This window comes from Desulfuromonas acetexigens (assembly GCF_900111775.1).
Taxonomy (GTDB): domain Bacteria; phylum Desulfobacterota; class Desulfuromonadia; order Desulfuromonadales; family Trichloromonadaceae; genus Trichloromonas; species Trichloromonas acetexigens.
The window spans coordinates 160,510-180,444 of sequence record NZ_FOJJ01000023.1 but is presented as its reverse complement, the minus strand read 5'-3'; the positions used below and the strand labels follow the sequence as shown (position 1 = coordinate 180,444).

Here is a 19,935-nt window from a genome sequence, read left to right as displayed (position 1 = left end):
CTCCCCTCCGGCTTCCGTCATTTCTCCTTGGCCCTCGTCCTTCACCGGGGTATGCTGCAGAGCATTTCCTGGAGAGAGGGCCGCGATGACCGAACCGTCAGCATCTTTTGAAATATTGGGGCGTGCCCTGGCGCAGGGGGCGCTGGTTCTGACCGTCAACAAGCGCCTCGCCCGCGCCCTGCGTGAGCGCTTCGACCACTGGATGTCGGACTCCGGACGAGAGGTCTGGGGGACGCCGAAAATCTACGGCCTCGATACCTGGCTGCTGCGTTGCGCCGGGGAGCTGGACGAGGATGCCGGGCTGCTGTCGGAAGGCGCGTCCCTCTATCTCTGGGAGCGGGTGATCGAGGCCGAGGTCGCCGGTTCGGAACTCGCCCTGCTGCAGGTGCCGGCCAGCGCCCGCCGCGCCCAGGAAGCGCACCGGCTGCTGGTGGAGTACGGCGCCGATCTTGCGAGCTATCCCTTGAGCGAGGACCACCGCGCCTTTTTGCGCTGGCGCGGAGCCTATCTCGACGCCTGTCGGCGGGGCGACTGGAGCGATTCCGTCCTGCTGCCGGAACGAATCTGTGCCGCCCTGGCGGACGGGCGGCTGCTGCCTCCCGAGCAGGTCTTCGTCGCCGGCTTCGACGATCCCCCGCCGCGTCTGACCCGCCTGTGCACCGCCCTCGAAGAGGCGGGGTGCCGGGTGACGGCATGGTCCGGGATCTTGTCCGTGCCCGGTGACTGCCTGCGGACGGCGGCTCTCGATGCTGAGGATGAGGTGCGCCTGGCGGCCCGCTGGGCGCGCCGCCTGCTGGAAGAAGGTGCCCCGCGCATCGGCGTGGTGGTGGCCGACTTGCAGCAGCGTCGCCGACTGGTAGAGCGGGTCTTGCGCGAGGAACTCGCTCCCGACTCCCTCATCGACCTGGAGGGAACGGAAGAGCGCTTCAACCTCTCCCTCGGTTCCCCCCTCGCCGAACAGGGGCTGGTGACGGCGGCTCTCGACCTTCTCGCCGCTTCCGGCCGTCTTTCCCTCGACAGCCTGAGTTTTTTTCTGCGCAGTCCCTATCTCGGCGGCGCCCAGCGGGAAGGGGCGGCCCGTGCCCGCTGCGACCGCAAGCTGCGCGCCGGTCGCCGGGAGAGCTTCAGCCTGGCCCATCCGCCGGCGGAAATCGCCGCTTCGGCGCCCGAGTTTTCCGCCATCCTCGCGACGTTGGCCGCTCGCGGCGGCAGTCGGCGGCGGCCCCTCGGTGAGTGGATGGCGGCCTTTGGCGAGCTGCTGTCGGCAGTCGGCTGGCCCGGGGAGCGCCCCCTGGGGAGCCTGGAATTTCAGGCGCTCAAGGTCTGGAAAGAGCGCCTGCTGCCGGCGGTGATCGAGCTGGAGCCGGTCTCCGGCCTTCTCGAACGCGATGCCGCCCTTGATCTGTTGCGCCGCCTGGCCCGGGAGACCACTTTTCAGCCCGAGACCCCGGACGGTCCGGTGCAGGTGCTCGGCCTCCTCGAATCGGCGGGGCTTCAGTTCGATCATCTCTGGGTCATGGGCTTGACGGACGAGATCTTCCCCGCTCCGGCCCGGCCCAATCCCTTTCTCCCCGTTCCCCTGCAAGTCGCTTGCGATATGCCCCATGCCGGGGCCGAGCGGGAGCTGACCTTTGCCCGCGCGCTCCGCGACCGCCTTTCCTCTTCGGCGCCGAAGGTAGTTTTCAGCCATCCCCTGAAAGAGGGGGATGTGGAGCTGCGCCCCAGCAGCCTGATTCTCGATTTCTCCGAAGGACTGCCCCTTTTGGCCGAGAGCGCCGCTCCCCTGGCGGTGCTGGAAGGGATTTCGCCGCCGCTGGAAACGCTCTGCGACGAAACCGGGCCGCCCCTCGCCGCCGCCCGCGCCGTCGGCGGCACGGCGATTCTCAAGGATCAGGCCCTTTGCCCCTTCCGCGCCTTCGCCCACCATCGCCTGGCGGCCCGGGGCTTGGAGCATCCCGAACCGGGGCTCGATGCCGCCACCCGCGGCAGCCTGCTCCATCGGACGCTGGAAAGCTTCTGGCGCGAGACCGGCGACCAGGCGGCCCTGCTCGCCCTGAGCGAGAAGGAGCTGGACGGGCGCATCGCGGGGACGGTAGAGACGGTTCTGCGCGAGCGCTTCGGTGAAGAGGCTCAGTCCCCCCTCTGCCTGATCGAGGGAAAACGGCTGCGCGCCCTGGTGCGGGAATGGCTGGAGGGGGAGAAGGGGCGGACCCCCTTCGCTGTCCACGGCCTGGAGGAGAAGCGCACCGTCCTGTGCGGTCCCCTGACCATCGACACCCAGATCGACCGGCTCGATCTCCTCCCCGACGGCGGGCGGCTGATCCTCGACTACAAGACCGGTCGGGTCGATCTCAACGACCTCCTCGGCGAGCGCCTGCTCGAACCGCAACTGCCGGTCTATGCCGGGGATGAGACGGAGGAACGTCTGCGCGCCCTGGCCATCGCCCAGGTGCGGCGCGGAGACTGCCTGTTCAAGGGGGTGGCGGCGGCGGACGATCTGCTCCCCAAGATTACCGCCTTTGCCGGGTCGAAAGCGGCGGAAAAGGCCGGTCTGGACGATTGGCCCGAGCTGCTCGAACGCTGGCGGGACCAGCTCGCCGAACTGGGCGGGGAGTTCGCCCGGGGCTGGGCGGCGGTAGCGCCGGTGGCTCCGGATAAAGCCTGCAAGTTCTGCGATCTCGCCCCCCTCTGCCGGATCGATGAAACGCTTGTTGACGACGAGGAGGTGGAATCATGACCGCTCCCGTCGACGCCCAGGCCCGGCTGCGGGCCATCGATCCCGAAAGATCCTTCATCGTCCAGGCCCCGGCCGGTTCCGGCAAGACCGAACTGCTGATCCAGCGCTATCTGCGGTTGCTCGCCACCATCCGTCGCCCCGACGAGATTCTCGCCATCACCTTCACCCGCAAGGCCGCCGGGGAGATGCGCGGGCGGCTGCTGCGGGCCCTGCGCGAGGCGTGCGCAGCGGCGCCGGAGAGCGCCCATCAGCGGCAGACCTGGGAGCTGGCCCGCGCGGCCCTGGCGCAGGATGCCCGACAGGGCTGGAACCTGCTTGACAATCCCTCGTTGCTGGCGATTCAGACCATCGATTCCTTCAATGCCGCCCTAGTGCGGCGCATGCCCTGGATTTCCCGTTTCGGCGCCATGCCGGCCATCGCCGAGGATCCCTTTCCCCTTTACCGCGAAGCCGCGCGGCGGGTCACGGCGCGGCTCGACCGGGGTGGGCCGGGGAGCGCCGAAACGGCGCTGCTGCTGGAACATCTCGACAACCGCATGGACACCCTGCAAGGGATGCTGGTCGCCATGCTCGCCCGCCGCGATCAATGGTTGCGCCATCTCGGCCGGGTCAGGCATGAAAGCTGGCGGGGACTGCTGGAAGGCTCCCTGGAAGGTTTTGTCGCTCAGCAGCTGCGTGCGGCCGAGGCCCTGCTCCCCGAGGATTGCCGCGACGAATTGCTCGAGTTGGGGCGCTATGCGGCCAGTCAGCTGGATGCGGAGGCACGCCCCCTGTGCCGCTGCGCCGATCTTGCCGAATTCCCCGGAACTGATGCCGCCGCCTTGCCGGACTGGCTGGCGCTGGCCGATCTGCTGCTCACCGCCACCGGAACCTTTCGTCTGCGCCTCGACAAAAATGGCGGTTTTCCCGCCGGCAAGGGGGAGGCGGCGGCGCGCAAGGAACGGATGCGGGAAATCCTTGAGCGATTGCAGGGCGTTCCCGGGCTGGAAGAGGCCCTGGCCGAGCTGCGCCGCCTGCCCGATATGCGCTATCCCGACGGGCAATGGCAGGTGCTGCAAGCCCTGGTCGAACTGCTGCCCCTCGCCGCCGCTGAACTCTGGCTGGTCTTTCGCCAGGAAGGGCAGGTCGATTTCGCCGCCGTCGCCCTGCAAGCCCTGGCTGCTTTGGGCGGCGGCGATGATCCTTCGGAGCTGCTGCTGCGTCTCGACGCCCGCCTCAGTCACATTCTGGTGGACGAGTTTCAGGACACCTCCTATCTGCAGTACTATCTGCTCGGCCACCTGACTGCCGGTTGGCAGTCGGGAGATGGCCGCACCCTTTTCGTCGTCGGCGATCCCATGCAGTCGATCTACCTCTTTCGCGAGGCCGAGGTCGGGCTCTTCCTCCGGGCCCGCGCCCGGGGGCTGGCGGCGGTGCCGCTGGAGCGTATCGACCTGTGCGCCAATTTCCGCTCCCAGCAGGGGATCGTCGATTGGGTCAATACCGCCTTCGCCGGGCTTTTCCCCGCCGAGGAAGACGAGGCCCTGGGCGGGGTGGTCTACGCCCCCTCGACGGCGGTGCATGAAGTGCTGCCGGGACCGGCCTGTACGGTGCATCCTTTCGCCTGGCGCGACGACGCGGCCGAGGCTGAGCGGGTGGCGGATTTGGCCGAACAGGCCCTGGCCGAGGCGGGGGAGGGGACGGTGGCGGTACTGGTTCGCGCCCGCACCCATCTCACCGAGATCCTGCGCGCCTTTTCCGCGCGCGGGCTGCGTTTCAGCGCTCGCGACATCGACCCCCTGCAGTGCCGTCCGGCGGTGCGCGATCTTCTCGCCCTGACCCGGGCGCTGCTGCATCCCGCCGATCGCCTGAGCTGGCTGTGTGTGCTGCGCGCCCCCTGGTGCGGCCTGACCCTCGCCGACCTGGAGGTGTTGTGCGGCGACGACGGCGGCCGCCTGATCCCGGAGCTGCTGGAAGACGAAGAACGGCTCGCGTCCCTCTCCGCCGACGGGCGGGAACGGCTGGTGCGGGTGCGGGCGATCCTCCAGCGCGCTCGGGTGCGGCACGGCGCGCTTCCCCTGCGACAACTGGTGGAAGGGGTGTGGCTCGCCCTGGGCGGCGGCGCCTGCTGCGACGGCGCGGCGCGCAAGGACACGGCCCGAGTCTTCGCCCTGATGGAGGAATGCGATCACGGCGGCGATCTGCCTGCCCTTGACGCCCTCGACGAGGGGCTCGGCCGGCTCTTCGCCGCCCCCGACAGCGGCGCCGACGGGCGTTTGCAGGTGATGACCATCCACAAATCGAAGGGGCTGGAATTCGATACGGTGATCCTTCCCGGCCTCGGCCGGGGTTCCGCCGGCGGCGATCGCCACCTGCTGCGCTGGCTGGAACATCCCGACTGTGGTCTGCTCCTCGCCCCGGTGCCGGCTCTGGACGGCTATGCCAAAGATGCCACCTACGAGGCCATCGGCCGTCTCGAAACGGCCAAGCAGGAGCTGGAAAGCCTGCGCCTGCTCTACGTCGCGGCGACCCGGGCCAAGCGCCGCCTGCATCTGCTCGGCCACGCCGCGCCGGACAAGGACGGCCTGCCCCGTCCTCTGGCCGGTTCCCTGCTCGGCCGGTTGTGGCCGGTGCTCGAGTCGAGTTTCGTCTTCTCCGCGACGGAGGCGGCTGTGGGGGAAGGGGAGGCGGCCGCGCGGGTGCCTCTGCCGCTCCGGCGCCTGCCCGCCGACTGGCGGCTGCCGCCGTTGCCCTCACTCACCCTGCCGACGGTCGCTCGCGCCCGGCAGGCTTCCGGCCACGGCGAGCAGGAAAACCGTCTCGAGCTTTTCACCGGCTGGGAGGCGGAGACCGCCCGCCATGTCGGCACCCTCTGCCATCTCTATCTCGAACGCATCGCCCGCGAGGGGCTGGAGCGTTGGACGCCGGAGCGCATCGCCGCCGAGGCAACGGCTGGGCAACGGCGCCTGGCCCGCCTCGGAGTGCCGGCGGCAGAGCTCGCCGAGGGCTGGAAGACGGTCGCGGCGGCCCTGCTCGGGGCGCTGGCCGCTTCCCGGGGACGGTGGATTCTCGGGGCATGGGAGGGGGCGGCCTGTGAGCTGGAACTTTCCGGGCGGATCGGGGACGATCTGCTGCACGCCGCCGTCGACCGCACTTTTGTTGCCGACGGTATTCGCTGGGTCGTCGATTACAAGATCGTCGCCTGCCAGGGGGGAAGGGAAGCCTTTCTCGCCGGGCAGATCGAGCGCTATCGCTCGCAGCTGGAGAACTACGTTGCCCTCATGAGCCGGTACGACTCGGCGCATCCGGTGCGGGCGGCCCTCTACTTCCCCCTCTTCGACGGCTGGCGGGAGCTGGACTGAAGGGGGGCGCAAGGGCGGCAAAACGGTTGCCCGTCCCCCCTCCCTGTGTTACTCTTTCGGACGCGTCGCCGGTGCCGGTTGACGGCCTCTTTTTCCAGTTTTTTTCACGGTTTCCATGAAAAAAGTCCGACTCGACAAACTGCTCGTTGACCGTGCTCTGGTCCCTTCCCGGGAGCGGGCGCGGGCGCTGATCCTGGCCGGCAAGGTGGTGGTCGGCGAGCATGCCGTGGACAAGGCCGGTGCCCAGGTCGCCGAGGATGCCCCGGTGCGGCTCAAGGGGGAGGACATCCCCTACGTCTCCCGGGGAGGACTGAAGCTGGAGAAGGGACTCGACCATTTCGCTGTCGATCCCGCCGGGCGGGTCGCCATCGATGTCGGCGCTTCCACCGGCGGCTTCACCGACTGCCTGCTGCAACGGGGCGCGACCAAGGTCTTCGCCGTCGATGTCGGCTATGGCCAGCTCGCCTGGTCGTTGCGGGAAGATCCCCGGGTGGTGAATCTCGAACGGACCAACATCCGCGAACTCACCACCGAACGTCTCGGCGAACGCCCGAGCCTGGCGGTGATCGACGCTTCTTTCATCTCCCTCGACAAGGTGTTGCCGCCGACCCTGGCCCTGCTCGCCCCCGGCGCCGAGGTCCTGGCCCTGATCAAACCTCAGTTTGAGGTCGGCAAGGGGCAGGTCGGCAAGGGCGGGGTGGTGCGCGACGCCGAACAGCACGCGGCGGTGGTGGAGCGCATCCGGACTTTGGCCGAAAGTCTCGGCTGCCTGATTCTCGGCGTGACCGAAAGCCCGATTCTCGGCCCCAAGGGGAACCGGGAATTTCTCATCCACCTGCGTCTTAAGGATGAAGCATGAATCGTGTCTATTTCATCGGTGCCGGGCCTGGCGACCCCGATTTTCTCACCCTGCGCGGGGCGCGGCTGCTGGCGCGCTGCCGCACCGTTTTCGCCCCGACCCCTTTCGAAACGACCTTCGCCGAGCAGCTGCGGGACAAGCGGGTGCTCGTCCCCTTCGATTTCTATTTCGCCGAACTGCAGGAGAAAGTTCATACCTTTCTCGAAGAGGGCGAGGTGGCCTTTCTCGTCCCCGGCGACCTGACCTTCTACGCCCCCTTTCAGGGGTTGATCGACGCCCTCGGCGAGCGGGCCGAGGTGGTGCCCGGCGTCGGCACCGCCAACGTCGCCTCCGCCCTGCTGAAAAAGACCCTTGATCTCCCTGGGGTCTGCAACCGGGCGATCATCGCCTCGCCGCGCACCCTCGGCGACGGTCCCGAAGCACCGACCCTGCGGGATCTGGCGGCGCCGGGGGTGACCCTGCTCATCTACATGAACAACCTCCCCCTCCCCGAACTGACCGCCTTGCTGCGCGCCGGTTACGGCCGGAACGTGCCCATCGCCCTCTGCCATCGCCTGGGGCTGCCCGGCGAGGAGGTGGTGACCGGCACCCTGGACGATATTGTCGAGAAGGTCGGCGAGCGGGATTTCTTCAACCTGACGACCGGCTCCAAGCGGGCGGCGCTGACCCTGGTGCTGGTCGGCGAGACCCTGACGGCGACCGTCGACGGCAGCTGGTGGGATCATCGCCGCGAACACATCTGGAAGCATCGGGACGGGGAGGGGGGATGATTCTCATCTCCCCCATCGACCAGCTCGGCGAAGTCGAACCCCTGCTCGATGCCGGTGCCGACGAGCTTTACGGCGGCTGGGTGCCGGAGGATTGGCTGGAGCGCTACCGGCTGCTCGCCTCCATCAACCAGCGTACCTTCGCCGGGGCGCAGATCGCCGGTTATGAGGATTTGCAAGAGATCGTGCAGCGGGCCCATGACCGGGGCAAGCGCTTTTCCCTGACCCTGAATGCCCCCTTTTACAGCGACGAGCAGCTGCCGCTCTTGTTCGATTATGTCGATCAGGCGGTCGCGGCGGGGGTCGACGGCGTCATTCTCGCCGATCTCGGCCTGCTGCGCCTGTTGCGGCGGCGGCACGGCGGTCTCGAATACCACGCCAGCACCCTTGCCCATCTCGCCAATTCCGGGGCGGCGGCCTTTTATGCCGCCCAGGGGATCGACCGGCTGGTCTTTCCCCGGCATCTGCCGGTGGCGGAGATGGCCGAGATCGTCGAGAAAGTGCCGGGGCTGCGCTGTGACGCCTTTATCCTTATCGGAAACTGCCCCAACAGCGAGGGGCTGTGCACCTTTCATCATTCCAGCCCGGCGAAGATCTGGCCCTGCGAGATCCCCTACCGGATCGAGCCGCTCGCGCCCGCACCCTCGCCCCGGCTGCAACGGGCGATGGCCCGCCAGGAGGAGTGGGCCCGCAGCGATCGCCGCCACGGCTGCGGACTCTGCGCCATTCCGGCCCTGGCGGCGGCCGGAATTCACGGACTCAAACTGGTGGGGCGCGGCGCCCCCTCGGCGCAGAAAGTGCGGAATCTCGCCTTGGTCGCGGAGTTTTGCGAGCGTGCCGCCGATTGCGACGATGGCGCGGACTATCGCCGCCGGGCCCGGGACGCCCACCGGCAAAGCTTTGCCGCCCCCTGTTCCCCCTTGGTTTGCTATTACCCCGAATACTGTAACGAAGCATAGGTGTCTTCATGATCCGCATTCTGCATACCGCCGACCTGCATCTGGGTGCGTTCTTTCCCGAGCTTGGCGAGAAAGAGGGAAAACGGCGCCACGATCTGCTGCAGACCTTCGAACGGCTGCTGACCCTGGCGATCAAGAACGAGGTCCAGCTTTTCATCGTCGCCGGCGATCTTTTCGATGATCCTCGCCCGGCGGCGGAGCTGGTCGAACAGGTCGCTTCCGGACTCAAACGCCTCATCGACCGGGGCATCGCCGTCGTCCTGCTCCCCGGCGATCACGACGCCCCGCCGGCCGCGGACGGGGCCTATGCCAAGCTGACCGCTCTCGGCGCGGTGCTCTTGCCGGAGACGCCGGGGCCTCAGCCGGTGACCGTCACGGTCGCCGGTCAGCCCGTGCATTTCTATGTCTTCGGCGGTTGTGCCCTGCCGAGCCCGACACTCCTCGAGCGCATGGCCCGCCGTCCCCTCGAGGGTCTGCATATCGGCGTGCTGCACGGCCTGCGGCCGGTCCTCCCCGGAGAATCCGGCAAGGGTCTTTCTCTGGAAAACCTGCGGGACTGGAATCTCGATTACCTGGCCTTCGGCCATGGCCACGAATTTCTACTGGTGGAAGCGGGCGAGCGCCTCTTCGGTTGCCGTCCCGGTTCCCCAGAGGGCCTGCGCTTCGGCGAGAATGGCCCGCGTTATTGCGCCTTGGCCGAGGTCGAGCCGGAACGAGTCCGGGTCGAACCCTTGCCGGTGGGGGGGCGAGTCCTCGATGAGCTTAGTTTGGACCTGACCGGCTGCGAGACCTTCGCCGAGGCTGCGACACGGATCATTGAGTTGCATTCCAGCGATCTGTTGCTGCGTCTGACCCTCACCGGCTTGATCGAGGTGCCGCTCGATATGGCCGAACTGCACGACCGCTGTGCCGGGGATTTTTTTCACTTGGAGCTGCGTGACCGCACCGAACTGCTGGCCGGCGAGTTCGTCGACCGCATGGCGGGCGAGGAGACGGTACGGGGGGTGCTGGCGCGCCGGGCCCGGCGTCTGCTCGCGGACTCCCCGCCGGAACGGCGACCTCTGGTGGAGGAAGCTTTTCGTGAGACGCTGCGCCGCTTCCAGGGGAAGGGAGGAGGCCGGGCATGATTCTCAAATCGATCGAATTGCGCAATTTCGGCAAGTTTGCGGAAAAGACCTTCGAGTTTCGGCGCGGCATGAATCTGGTCTACGGCGTCAACGAGGCGGGCAAGACGACGCTGATGGAGGCGATTCCGGCGGTGCTCTTCGGAGTCCGTGACAAGGAGCGTTTCCGTTCTTGGGGGAGTGATGAAGGCTGCGCCGCAGCCCTGGTTTTTGCAGGGCGGCGCGGTCAGGTGCGGATTGCCCGCGATCTGCTCGATGACCGGGTGGAACTGATCGAAACGGACGGCGAGGGGCGGGAACTCCAGCGTTTTTCGGGGTCGGTCCCCCCCGAGGAGGGCTCTTCCGGATTCGGCGAATACGGCGAACAACTGCTGCGTCTGCTTGGCATCAACGAAGAGCCGGTCTTTCGTTCCTCCCTCTTTTTCGGGCAGGGTCGGCTCGACGCTCCCGGGGCGCCGGCCATGGCCGGGCGCATCCGCTCCCTGCTCTCAGGCTTCGGTCAGGTCGATTACGACCGGGTGCTGACCGGGATGCACGGCGAACTGGCCGCCATCACCCGCGATCAGCCTTATCTGACAGGTGCCGAGCCGGGAGAACTGGACCGGGTGGCGGAAGCGGTCGCCGCCCTCGAAGAGCGCTGGCGGGAAGGGCGCGAATCGCGGGAACAGCTCTCGGTGCTGCGGGACGAGATCGTCGAACTGGAAAATTCCATCGCTTTCGATCGCGGCGAATACGCCAAGGGGGAGCGCTATCTGGCCTGGGTCCGCCGTCATTACCAGCAGGAGCAAGCGGCTCCTGCATCGGAGACCGTTGCCGCCGTGATGACGGCTCCCGAACCAGCCCCGACGGCCCCGACCGCGAGCTTTGTGGGCGATCCCGCCGAGGAACGCAATCGGCTGGAACGGGAGTTGGCCAAGACCGGTCTGCCCCGGGACATCCCCGAGGATCTGGTGAAGATCCTGGTCGATGCCGATGAGGAGCGCAAGGCGCTCGTCGCCCTGCAAGGGGAAGCGGCGGCCCTGCGTCGTGAACTCCAGGCCCAGGCCATTCCGCCCTGGAAGGGACTGGCCGCTCTTTCTCTCTTTGCTCTCTCCGCCGGGGGCGGCCTCTCCTGGGTCTTTCCTCTTTACACCCCCTGGCTGTGGGGGGGCGCGGGCCTGGTCGCTCTGGCCCCCTGGGTTCTCTTTTTGCTCCGCGCCGGTAAAGCGCGGGAGGAACAGGCGCGCATCCAGGAACTGATTCAAGGCGTGGAGGACCGACGGGAAGAGGCGCAGGCGCGTCTGGCGGCCCTGGACGGGCGCTTCGAGCGGCTCGGACTTTCCCCCTCGGCGGTGGAAGTCGTCAGGATGCGGAAGAATCTGCCCCGCCATCAGGAGCTGTTGGCGCGCATCCGGGAGTTGGATGGACTCGACTCCGACGAGGAGGGGGCCGAGGAAGAGCCGGAAGCGGTACTCAAATCCGAAGCCGTTGCCGAACCGGAGCTCCCGGCCGAGGAGGCGCCGCGCAAGGCCCACCCCGAGGCGCTGCTCTCCCTGACGGAACTTGCCACTGCCGAGGAAAAGCTGCGGGAGATGGGGGATAGCCTGCGTGAGCGGGAGGCACGGCTGCTCGAACTGAGCCGCGAGGAGGCGGTGCGGCGCGGTGCTCTGACCGATCCCGGCGCCATCGAGCGGGAAGGGGAAGGGCTCAAGGCCCGCCAGCACGCCCTGAGCCGCCGGCGCGAAGTCCTGCTCCTGGCGTCGGAGTTGCTCGGCGGCGCGGTGGAGGAGTTTCGTTCCACCTACCTGGAGCGCTTTGCCACCGATATCGGCAACGGCCTGATGACCACCACCCGCGGCGGGTACGGCCGGATCGCCTTCGACGAGCATTTCTCCCTGATGTTGCCGGCCAAGGGGGAGGAGGCGGGTTGGCGTCCGCTGGAACATTTCAGCCGGGGCACCGTCGACGCCGTCTATCTGGCGGTACGTCTGGCTCTTTCCCGGCATCTTGCCCGGGGGCACCGGCTGCCGCTCTTTCTTGACGATCCCCTGGTGAATTTCGATGGCGAACGGTTGCTGGAGACGGTCGGCATGCTCGAAAACATCGCCCGGGAGCATCAGCTGGTCTTCCTGAGCCACAACGAACAGTTGCTCAAGCGTGCCGGCCAGAAGCGCTGGCACCTCCTCTCCCTCGATCAGGCCCGCGGCGGCCGCAACCGTGCAAGCGAAGAAAGGAGTGACGATGTCGAACAACTGCATCTTCTGTAAGATCGTCGCCGGCGAGATTCCCGCCCGGCTCGTCTATCAGGATCAGCATCTGGTGGTCATCGAGGACATCAACCCCCAGGCGCCTTATCACTACCTGTTGGTGCCGCGCAAGCACATCCGCACCACCCTTGACCTGACTACGGCCGACAACGATCTCATCGGCCATGTCTTCCAGACCGCCGGCAAGATCGCTCACGAAATGGGCTTCGCCGAGGACGGTTTCCGTATCGTCAACAACTGCAACGAGGCCGGTGGCCAGACCGTCTGGCACATTCATTTTCATCTTCTCGGCGGCCGCGATCTGACCTGGCCCCCGGGCTAGATCAGGGCTGAAAGGGGACGGAGAGGGCGATGGAGAGCATGCAGACAGACGTCCTGGTCATTGGTGGCGGGCTGGCGGGTCTGACGGCGGCCATCGCGGCGCGGCGGGCCGGAGCCGAGGTGCTGCTGGTCTGCAAGCGCCGTCCCGGGCGCAGCGGTAATACCCTGATTGCGGCGGGCAACCTGACCAGTCTGCCGGAGGATGACAGTGTCGAGGGTCTCGCCATCGATACCTTTGGCGGCGGGCGGGAGATCGCCGACCCGACGCTGGTGCGGACCCTGGCCGAGGGGGCGGCGGAAGCCGTCGATTTCCTGCAGGGCTGCGGTGTGCGCCTGCTCCGGGTTGACGGGCGGCTGCAAGCGCGCCGGGTGCCCGGACACAGCCGGGCGCGAACGATCTTTCCCGAACTCGGTGCGGTGCCGGTGCAGACCGCCGGACTGACCCTCACTCTGCCGCTTCTCGCCGAAGCGCGGCGCCTCGGTGTCCGTTTCGCTGAGGGGCTGATGGTGGCGCGCCTGGCCCGCAACGGGGAGCGGGTGGCCGGCGCGCTGGCCCTCGATGGTTCCGGGGGCTGGCTGGCCCTGCGGGCGCGGGCAACGATCCTGGCCACGGGTGGGGGCGGACGCCTTTACGCCGGCAGCAACAATACCCGAGACATCACCGGCGACGGCTATGCCCTGGCCCTGGAGGCCGGAGCGGCGCTGCGCGATATGGAGTTCATCCAGTTCCATCCGGCCATGGGACTGACGCCGGTGCGGATCATCCTCCCCACCACCCTCTTCGGCGATGGGGCGGTGCTGCGCAACCGCTACGGCGAGCGTTTTCTGCTCAACTCCGTCACCGGTGGCGAACCGGTCGCCGGGCGAGACGAGATGAGCCAGGCCATCGATCGCGAGCTGCGTGCCGGAAAAGGCATCGGCGAGGGGGTCTATCTCGATCTCTCCCAGATCCCCGCCGACCTGGCGGCGACGCGCTATGCCCCCCTTTGGGCGCTGCTGCGGCGGCGGGGCTGCGATCCGGCGCAGAACATGCCGACCGTCGGTCTGGCCGTCCATTTTTTTATGGGCGGGATGGTCATTGATTCCCATGGCGGGAGCACCGTCCCCGGTCTCTACGGTGCCGGGGAGGTTTGCGGCGGGGTGCACGGCGCCAACCGCCTAGGCGGTAATGCCCTGCTCGAGGCGGTGGTTTTCGGCCGTCGTGCTGGCGCCCGCGCCGCCGCCGAGCGGACGGAGACAGCGGGGGTGTTCGACCCGCCGCCGGCCGGGAACGGCCCCTGGACCGTGGAAGAGCTGACCGGACTGCGCGCTGCGCTGCGGCAGTTACTTTGGCGTCATGCCGGGGTGATCCGTTCCGCCGAAGGCCTTGCCGCCGGACTGGCTCAATGGCGAGAGCTTGACGACACTTGTCGTTCCTGGCGCCTGGCCGAACCCGTCCCCCTTTTTCTGGAAACTAGCCTGATGCTACGCAGCGCCCGCTGCATTCTGCTCGCCGCTCAGGCCCGGCTGGAGAGTCGCGGGGCGCACTGCCGCGAGGACTACCCGATGCTCGATGATGAGTGGCGCGGCCATTTGCGGATCGAGTCGGGCGTCGGCGAGGGTGAGCCGGTCGTGCGTTTCGTGCCGCAAGAGCTTCCTGAATGATCGACCCTCTGCTGATTCTGGCCCTGCTCTGGCTGTTGTGGTGCGCCGGCCATTCCCTTCTCGCCGCCACCGCCGTCAAGGAGCGGCTGCACGGCCTTTCCCCCCTTGCTCCCACCTGCTATCGCCTGGCCTACAACCTGCTGGCGCTCCTTTCCCTGGCGCCGATCCTCTGGTGGGAGGCGCGTATCGGCGGGGCCAAAATGCTGATCTGGCAGGGGGGCTGGGAGTTCCTGCGGCTGCTCTTCTGGGCGATCGCGCTGGGTCTGGCCTGGGGCGGGGCGCGCGCCTACGGGCTCCGGTCTTTTCTCGGTCTTGATTGCCGGCGGCGGCAAGGGCAGGAAAATCCGCCCTCCTTACGCCGCGACGGGGTGCTGGCCTGGACCCGCCATCCCTGGTATCTGGCCGGTCTCCTCATTCTCTGGGGGCGGGATCTCTCCCTGGCCCAGCTGGTGACGGCGGGGCTGCTCTCCCTTTATTTGATTCTCGGAGCCTTTTGGGAGGAACGTCGCATGCTCGCGCTCTTCGGCGAGGCCTATGAAGAATATCGCCGTCGGGTGCCGATGTTCATCCCCTGGCGCCGGCCGTCGACCCGGCGGCATGGGGACGGATGAGGAATACGCCCTTGCCCCGGAGAATCCCCCTTGCCGGTCGCTTTTTTCTTCTATAAGATAAATTCTCGTTTTCCCCTTCGTTCTTGGCCGTCTTTGCCCCGGAGATTTCAGGTTGACTTACGACAGCCGCACCGAACAACGCTTGATCAACGAAATCATGGAGTTGCTCGTGACCCACTACGGTGGGGGGATGAGCGAGGCGGAGCTTGATCTGTCTATCGACAGTCTCCATCGCGCTCTCCGGGTCGCCGGCGACTCCCATTTCGGGGTTTTCCGTAAATCCGGGGAGCCCTATTTTTTCCATCCACTGCGGGTGGCGCATCTGGCCGCCCGGCACTGGATGGATTTTGCCTCGGTCATGGCGGCCATCCTCCATGATGTGGTCGAGGACACTCCGGTGACTCTCGGCGAGATCGAGGCGGACTTCGGTCCCGAGGTCGCCCTGCTCGTCAATGGCCTGACCAAGGCCGCCGATGACAATGTCAGCCGCGAGATCCTCAAGGCCGAGACTTACCGCAAGCAGTTGCTGGTGGCGATCGAGGATGTGCGGGTGCTCTGTCTGAAGTTCTGGGACCGGATCGACAACCTGCAAACCATCGGCGCCCTGAAACCCGAAAAGCAGAGCTTGATCGCCGAAGAGACCCGTTCGGTCTATGTCCCCCTCGCCAGCCATCTGGGGATGGGGTACGTCGCTTCTGAACTGGATGCCCTATCGCTGAAGATTCTCTATCCCCGGCGGGCGACGGGCTATGAACAGAACCTGGAGGAGCTGCGGCGGCACATGGAAGCCCCTTTGCGCAAAATCCGGGCGGAAATCAATAAAGAGTTTGATCACCGCAAGATTCCGGTACTGCTGCGCGACCGTTGGCGCCCCTTTTCCATCGCCGCCGCGAAAAATATGGGTCGTGGGTTTTCCACCCTCTATACATTGGAGCTTCAGGTCGATCGGACTATGGATGCCTATCTTGCCCTTGGGCTGCTGCACGGGCTTTTTCATCCCATTCCCGGTAAGTTGCGCGACCATCTCAACGTCATGTCCCAGTTTGGCTATCAGGCGCTGAAGACCACGGTGCAGGCCGGTGAACACCGGATGCGGGTGGAGATCACGACGCGCAAGCTGGCGCGATTCAACGAGGCAGGAGTCCTCGCGCCGGGTTTCGAGTTCCGGCGGGCCAATTTCGAGGGGCTGATGCGCTCCCTGCTGGAAGGGGAGTCGGCCTTTGACACGCAAAGCCTGCGCCTGGCCTCGGCCTCCATTCAGGTTTACACTCCCTTGGGCGATACCCGGACCCTGCCGGAGGGGAGCAGCGCCCTCGATCTGGCTTTCGATATTCACGAAGAGCTGGGCTTGCGGGCCATGCGTGCCCGCATCAACGGCCAGACCCGCCCCCTGAAGTCTCGCCTGATGGATGGTGATCAGGTCGGCATCGAACAGAGTGAATTTCCCCAGGTGATGCCCAAATGGCTGGAATGGGCCGTGACTCCCCGTGCCCGTAATGCCATTCGCCGTTACCTGCGTTCCAGAGTTTGATCCGTCGCCGGCTCCCATGCCGGCGTCTCTATTTTTCCCATCCCTTGTTTCTTCCCTTTGTGTAAAGGTTTGGATTATGCGTCTTTTTCTCTCCTTCGGTTTGCTCTTGGTGTTCTTATCTCTCATCACCCCGGCCTGGGCCGGTCAGGCCAACATGTTTGTCTACCATCGCTTCGGCGATGCCCGCTATCCCTCCACCAATATTGCCCTCGAGGTCTTTGCCGAGCAGCTGGAACTGTTGCGGACGAAGGAATATACCGTCCTCCCCCTGAGGGATGTGGTGGATCGTCTCACCCAGGGGACGCCGTTGCCGGAGCGCTGTGCCGTGCTCACGGTGGACGATGGCTATGAGAGCTTTTTGACCGGTGCCATGCCGCTGCTGCGCCGTTACGGCTATCCGGTGAGCCTCTTTGTCAGCACCGATTCGGTAGGGGCGCCGGGTTATCTCGGTTGGGATCAGTTGCGGGCTTTGCGCGACGAAGGGGTTGAGATCGGAAATCATAGTGCCTCTCACCCCTATCTGCTCGATCGGCAAAAAGGGGAGGATGAGGCCGCCTGGCTGACGCGCATCCGTGGCGATATCGAGCGGGCGAGCGCGGTGATGCAACGGGAGTTGGGGGGGATGAGCGGGGTTTTCGCCTATCCTTATGGGGAATATTCCCCGGAAGTGGCGAAGCTGGTCAGGGAACTGGGTTTTGCCGGAGCCGTGGCCCAGCATTCGGGCGTGGTCGAGGCGGCGGCCGATCCTTTCGTGTTGCCCCGGTTTCCCATGGGCGGAGCCTATGCCACCTTCGTCGAGTTTCGGGACAAGCTGGCCATGCGGCCGCTGAAACTGAAGGTGATGAGCCCAGAAAGCCCGGTGATCACAGGGAAAAATCCCCCGGAGCTGCTGGTGGAAATCATTGATGGCGAGGCGGATCTGAAAGGTTTGCGCTGCTTTGTCGGTGGGCAAGAAGGAGGGATTGTGGAGCCGGTTGCGGGGCATCCCGGACGTTATCGGGTCGTCGCGTCCGCGCCCCTGGAGGGGCGCCGGGGCCGTTACACCCTGACAGCGCCAGGGCGTAACGGCGGGTGGCATTGGTTCAGTCAGTTATGGGTCCAGCCGCGACCCTGACCAGCGGGAGCTGCCTTGCGCCGAGGAGAAGAGTCCGGCGGTCATGATCGCTTCCTCTGCGGGTTGCGCTTCCGGTCGGAAGATCACCGAGGTCAGACGCTGCAGCCGGTTACTGCGAATGACTGACTTGATCTTGCGCACATACGCCTGACCCTGCTCCGAATAGCGGGAGAGCCCTTCGGCGAGGTATTCGCCGCGCAGGGGTTTGCCCTCGGCCCGCAGTTTCACCCGCAGTTCCCGCAGGGTTTGATAAGCCCGGTGGGTATTGATGTTCTTCATGTAGGAGGAGACGGACTCGTAGATCGAGGCGAAAGAGCGGACCTCGTGGGTGCGCCCCGGCTGACGGTTGCGCGGGACGATCCCGGTGCCCGGGATGAAGGTCCATTCCCCGAAAAGATTGTTGCCGAGACGGGCGAAACGTGAGGTGCCGTAGGCCGATTCGGTCGCCGCTTGGGCCAGGACCAGCGATGCCGGCAAGGTGTCGACCCGGCTGAGCAGGGTCCGGCGCGCTCGTTCGTTACTTAAAGGGTCGGCATCAACCTTGTATTCACCGGCGATGGCGGTCAACCGGGCGCGTTCCACTGCGGAGAGGGTCTGCCCCTGGTCATAACGTTCCAGAAGGGTCTCCAAGGTGTCTTTCTGGGCGCGAATTTCCTCGTTGACCCGAAGAACCACGGGGAGCAGGGAGAGGAAAAATACGGCTTTTTTCCGGTCGACCTGGGAAATGCGGTGGAGATCATCAGGCAACCCTTCGAGAAAGATCGAGGGGATCCCTTCGTCCAGCGTGCTCCATTCGTAGTTGTGACGGGAGAAGAGAGCTTCCAGTTCGACATGGCTCGATGGCCGGTCGCTCAGGATGGGCAGAGGACGGATCACTTCCGGTTGGGGGGCCAAAGCGCTGCTGGAGATCAAGGGGATGAAAAGCAGGGCCAGGGAGAGTTTCTTCATCATTTTTCTCATGGCTGTCGTAAACTCCTTCCAGTCATGGCAAAACGGCAATGTCTGAATTTTTGAAAGCTGCGTAACCTAGCATGAAATCGACAAAATTTCAAGCCCTCTGGCGCCTCAAGTGGAAGCTTATGTTTTTACCGGGGATTTCCAAAACAAGGGAGAGGCGATGACAACGGTGGCGAGGCAGGCTGGCGGCGGGCAATAAAAGACCCCGTGTACGGAGGGGGGGAGTACACGGGGTCACCCCTCGGCCTCCGAAGAGGTCGAAGTTGACCCGATGATATAGCCGAACCAGAAAGAGATCAAGTGAAAAAAATGAGAGAACGTTTGCTTCCTGGAACAGCGACTACGGTGCTTGGCTGAGCCGTCCCCCTAAGCTGTTCGCCGCTTTAGGTGCTTGAGATTCTGTAGTGCCTGTGGTAAAAGGTTTCGTCATTAGAATTCGCTCTCGAATCACTCATGGATGGTGATACATGGAAACGATCAAAACCGCGAGTTTCGAATATCTGATTAGTCTGGCCAAAGAGCAGCCGGAAGGGGGCTATCTGTTCGTCCTCGACGGCTCCAGTTATCGCATCCAGGATGTCCTGGAAATATCCAAGATCGCCGAAAAGCACGGTTATATCGTGATCTACTGACAGGAGGATGGCTTATGAGTACCCAGGGAGCGGTGTGCTACACCTTCGAAGCGGCTGTCGAAATGGCGGTCAAGATGGAAGACAACGGTTTTCGTAACTATTTACGGGCCATGGCGAAGGTCAAGGATCGTCAGGCCAAGATGATTCTGAAGGATGCGGCCCTTGATGAACTTGAGCACAAGCATCAGTTGGAAAAAGCTCTGGTCGAAGGAGCCCTGGAGGGCGAAGAGAGCATGAACCGCCCGGTTCCGACCATGAATCTCGATTATGTGCTCAAAGCCAAGGAACTGCGCGCCGACGCCGATGCCCGCGAAGCGCTCGCTTACGCGATTCATCTGGAAAAAGAAGCGGTTGAGTTCTACCGCAAGATGGCCGCCGGTTGCACGGGTGCGCCCATGGGCTCGATCTTCGAAAAAATCGGCAATGACGAAACCCGTCATCTCAAAGATCTGGAAGACCTCTACGAAAAGTATTTCATGACTGAAAACTGAGAGCCTGCTCCGATCGCTACCGATGACCAACAGGAGGCCCCGCCCAACGAGCGGGGCTTCCTGTTTCTACCATATCGAATAGTTTATAAACAGGCTGGCCAGGTGTGGCCGGGTGAGATTATAATTCTCTTGTAAATCGGGTTGTTGGCTATTTCGCTCGTCTGAGGGGGGTGTGCCATGGAATTTCCCGCTATCGAACTGTTCAATCGACATCTGGCCATGGGGGTTTTCGCTTTCTATATCGTGGGCGTCTCCCTCTGGCGGGTCATGGCCGAACAGGAATTTTTCCGGCTGACCGCCATGAAGAAGATCTGGGGACGGAAGCGGGGGCTGTCTTTCCACTTTCTTTCTAATGTGGCGCTGCCGCTTGTTGCCGGCATCGTTTTTTTCAGCCAGGGGGTGGTGGTTCCCGGTGGAGTGGCCGAATCTCGGCAGGACAGACTCCAGACCCCTTGGCCCGCCCTGTCGGTCCTTCTGCTCCCGGGGGACGCGGATCTTTCCCTCACTGAATTGGCCTTGCCCGGAGAAGCCGTTTATGACATGGGCGGGCTTGGTCAGGAGGGGCCATTGTGCCCCTGACTCAGTGTCTTTTCACAAGACT

The 19,935-nt window shown here is 65.2% G+C and carries 16 protein-coding genes; 15 read left to right on the top strand and 1 reads right to left on the bottom strand.

The window, feature by feature from the left end:
• Nucleotides 1–85 precede the first annotated feature (85 nt).
• From BQ4888_RS09790 to BQ4888_RS09735, 12 genes are all read left to right on the top strand, one after another.
• The gene (locus BQ4888_RS09790) at nt 86–2,737 is read left to right on the top strand and encodes a PD-(D/E)XK nuclease family protein (RefSeq protein ID WP_092056841.1); all 2,652 of its coding nucleotides are present in this window, start codon (nt 86–88) and stop codon (nt 2,735–2,737) included.
• A complete protein-coding gene (locus BQ4888_RS09785; RefSeq protein WP_092056839.1) occupies nt 2,734–6,078 on the top strand; it encodes a UvrD-helicase domain-containing protein in 3,345 nt (1,114 codons plus the stop codon). The genes BQ4888_RS09790 and BQ4888_RS09785 overlap by 4 nt, the downstream gene beginning before the upstream one ends.
• 115 nt (nt 6,079–6,193) lie before the next feature.
• Entirely contained in the window at nt 6,194–6,937 is a 744-nt protein-coding gene (locus tag BQ4888_RS09780; protein ID WP_092056837.1) for a TlyA family RNA methyltransferase, read from the top strand.
• A complete protein-coding gene (locus tag BQ4888_RS09775; protein WP_092056835.1) occupies nt 6,934–7,707 on the top strand; it encodes an SAM-dependent methyltransferase in 774 nt (257 codons plus the stop codon). Before BQ4888_RS09780 ends, BQ4888_RS09775 begins: the two co-directional genes overlap by 4 nt.
• On the top strand, nt 7,704–8,663 hold the full coding sequence (locus tag BQ4888_RS09770) for a peptidase U32 family protein (protein ID WP_092056834.1): 960 nt from the start codon (nt 7,704–7,706) through the stop codon (nt 8,661–8,663). Before BQ4888_RS09775 ends, BQ4888_RS09770 begins: the two co-directional genes overlap by 4 nt.
• Nucleotides 8,664–8,671: 8 nt before the next feature.
• A complete protein-coding gene (locus tag BQ4888_RS09765) occupies nt 8,672–9,790 on the top strand; it encodes a metallophosphoesterase family protein (RefSeq protein ID WP_092056832.1) in 1,119 nt (372 codons plus the stop codon).
• Complete coding sequence (locus BQ4888_RS09760; protein ID WP_092056830.1) at nt 9,787–12,033, top strand: ATP-binding protein; 2,247 nt, start codon at nt 9,787–9,789, stop codon at nt 12,031–12,033. The genes BQ4888_RS09765 and BQ4888_RS09760 overlap by 4 nt, the downstream gene beginning before the upstream one ends.
• Nucleotides 12,008–12,355: a histidine triad nucleotide-binding protein gene (locus BQ4888_RS09755; protein WP_092056828.1), complete on the top strand. Its 348-nt coding sequence runs from the start codon at nt 12,008–12,010 to the stop codon at nt 12,353–12,355. The genes BQ4888_RS09760 and BQ4888_RS09755 overlap by 26 nt, the downstream gene beginning before the upstream one ends.
• Before the next feature lie 38 nt (nt 12,356–12,393).
• Nucleotides 12,394–13,998 carry an FAD-dependent oxidoreductase gene (locus tag BQ4888_RS09750; protein ID WP_170232814.1) on the top strand — a complete coding sequence of 535 codons (1,605 nt, stop codon included), beginning with the start codon at nt 12,394–12,396 and terminating at the stop codon, nt 13,996–13,998.
• Complete coding sequence (locus tag BQ4888_RS09745) at nt 13,995–14,609, top strand: methyltransferase family protein (protein WP_092056824.1); 615 nt, start codon at nt 13,995–13,997, stop codon at nt 14,607–14,609. The genes BQ4888_RS09750 and BQ4888_RS09745 overlap by 4 nt, the downstream gene beginning before the upstream one ends.
• Before the next feature lie 112 nt (nt 14,610–14,721).
• On the top strand, nt 14,722–16,140 hold the full coding sequence (locus BQ4888_RS09740) for an HD domain-containing protein (protein WP_240746321.1): 1,419 nt from the start codon (nt 14,722–14,724) through the stop codon (nt 16,138–16,140).
• Nucleotides 16,141–16,216: 76 nt separating this feature from the next.
• Nucleotides 16,217–17,254, top strand: a complete 1,038-nt coding sequence (locus BQ4888_RS09735; RefSeq protein WP_170232813.1) for a polysaccharide deacetylase family protein — start codon at nt 16,217–16,219, stop codon at nt 17,252–17,254.
• On the opposite strand, the gene BQ4888_RS09730 is transcribed toward BQ4888_RS09735, so the two are convergent.
• On the bottom strand, nt 17,231–18,214 hold the full coding sequence (locus tag BQ4888_RS09730) for a glucosaminidase domain-containing protein (RefSeq protein ID WP_092056820.1): 984 nt from the start codon (nt 18,212–18,214) through the stop codon (nt 17,231–17,233). The two genes, BQ4888_RS09735 and BQ4888_RS09730, sit on opposite strands and share 24 nt — an antisense overlap.
• 464 nt (nt 18,215–18,678) lie before the next feature.
• Between BQ4888_RS09730 and BQ4888_RS17575 the strand changes: the two genes are divergently transcribed.
• From BQ4888_RS17575 to BQ4888_RS09715, 3 genes are all read left to right on the top strand, one after another.
• Nucleotides 18,679–18,843, top strand: a complete 165-nt coding sequence (locus tag BQ4888_RS17575) for a hypothetical protein (RefSeq protein WP_092056818.1) — start codon at nt 18,679–18,681, stop codon at nt 18,841–18,843.
• A 14-nt stretch (nt 18,844–18,857) separates the two neighbouring features.
• Nucleotides 18,858–19,334 (top strand): ferritin-like domain-containing protein, encoded by a 477-nt coding sequence (locus BQ4888_RS09720; protein ID WP_092056816.1) that lies wholly within the window; start codon nt 18,858–18,860, stop codon nt 19,332–19,334.
• A gap of 177 nt (nt 19,335–19,511) precedes the next feature.
• Nucleotides 19,512–19,913 carry a hypothetical protein gene (locus BQ4888_RS09715; RefSeq protein WP_092056815.1) on the top strand — a complete coding sequence of 134 codons (402 nt, stop codon included), beginning with the start codon at nt 19,512–19,514 and terminating at the stop codon, nt 19,911–19,913.
• Nucleotides 19,914–19,935: the final 22 nt, after the last annotated feature.

Bases quoted from the DNA above. Each gene is read 5' to 3' on its own strand.
- BQ4888_RS09790 (WP_092056841.1), top strand. From the start codon at position 86: ATGACCGAACCGTCAGCATCTTTTGAAATATTGGGGCGTGCCCTGGCG.
- BQ4888_RS09785 (WP_092056839.1), top strand. From the start codon at position 2,734: ATGACCGCTCCCGTCGACGCCCAGGCCCGGCTGCGGGCCATCGATCCC.
- BQ4888_RS09780 (WP_092056837.1), top strand. From the start codon at position 6,194: ATGAAAAAAGTCCGACTCGACAAACTGCTCGTTGACCGTGCTCTGGTC.
- BQ4888_RS09775 (WP_092056835.1), top strand. From the start codon at position 6,934: ATGAATCGTGTCTATTTCATCGGTGCCGGGCCTGGCGACCCCGATTTT.
- BQ4888_RS09770 (WP_092056834.1), top strand. From the start codon at position 7,704: ATGATTCTCATCTCCCCCATCGACCAGCTCGGCGAAGTCGAACCCCTG.
- BQ4888_RS09765 (WP_092056832.1), top strand. From the start codon at position 8,672: ATGATCCGCATTCTGCATACCGCCGACCTGCATCTGGGTGCGTTCTTT.
- BQ4888_RS09760 (WP_092056830.1), top strand. From the start codon at position 9,787: ATGATTCTCAAATCGATCGAATTGCGCAATTTCGGCAAGTTTGCGGAA.
- BQ4888_RS09755 (WP_092056828.1), top strand. From the start codon at position 12,008: ATGTCGAACAACTGCATCTTCTGTAAGATCGTCGCCGGCGAGATTCCC.
- BQ4888_RS09750 (WP_170232814.1), top strand. From the start codon at position 12,394: ATGCAGACAGACGTCCTGGTCATTGGTGGCGGGCTGGCGGGTCTGACG.
- BQ4888_RS09745 (WP_092056824.1), top strand. From the start codon at position 13,995: ATGATCGACCCTCTGCTGATTCTGGCCCTGCTCTGGCTGTTGTGGTGC.
- BQ4888_RS09735 (WP_170232813.1), top strand. From the start codon at position 16,217: ATGCGTCTTTTTCTCTCCTTCGGTTTGCTCTTGGTGTTCTTATCTCTC.
- BQ4888_RS09730 (WP_092056820.1), bottom strand. From the start codon at position 18,214: ATGAGAAAAATGATGAAGAAACTCTCCCTGGCCCTGCTTTTCATCCCC.
- BQ4888_RS17575 (WP_092056818.1), top strand. From the start codon at position 18,679: ATGGAAACGATCAAAACCGCGAGTTTCGAATATCTGATTAGTCTGGCC.
- BQ4888_RS09720 (WP_092056816.1), top strand. From the start codon at position 18,858: ATGAGTACCCAGGGAGCGGTGTGCTACACCTTCGAAGCGGCTGTCGAA.
- BQ4888_RS09715 (WP_092056815.1), top strand. From the start codon at position 19,512: ATGGAATTTCCCGCTATCGAACTGTTCAATCGACATCTGGCCATGGGG.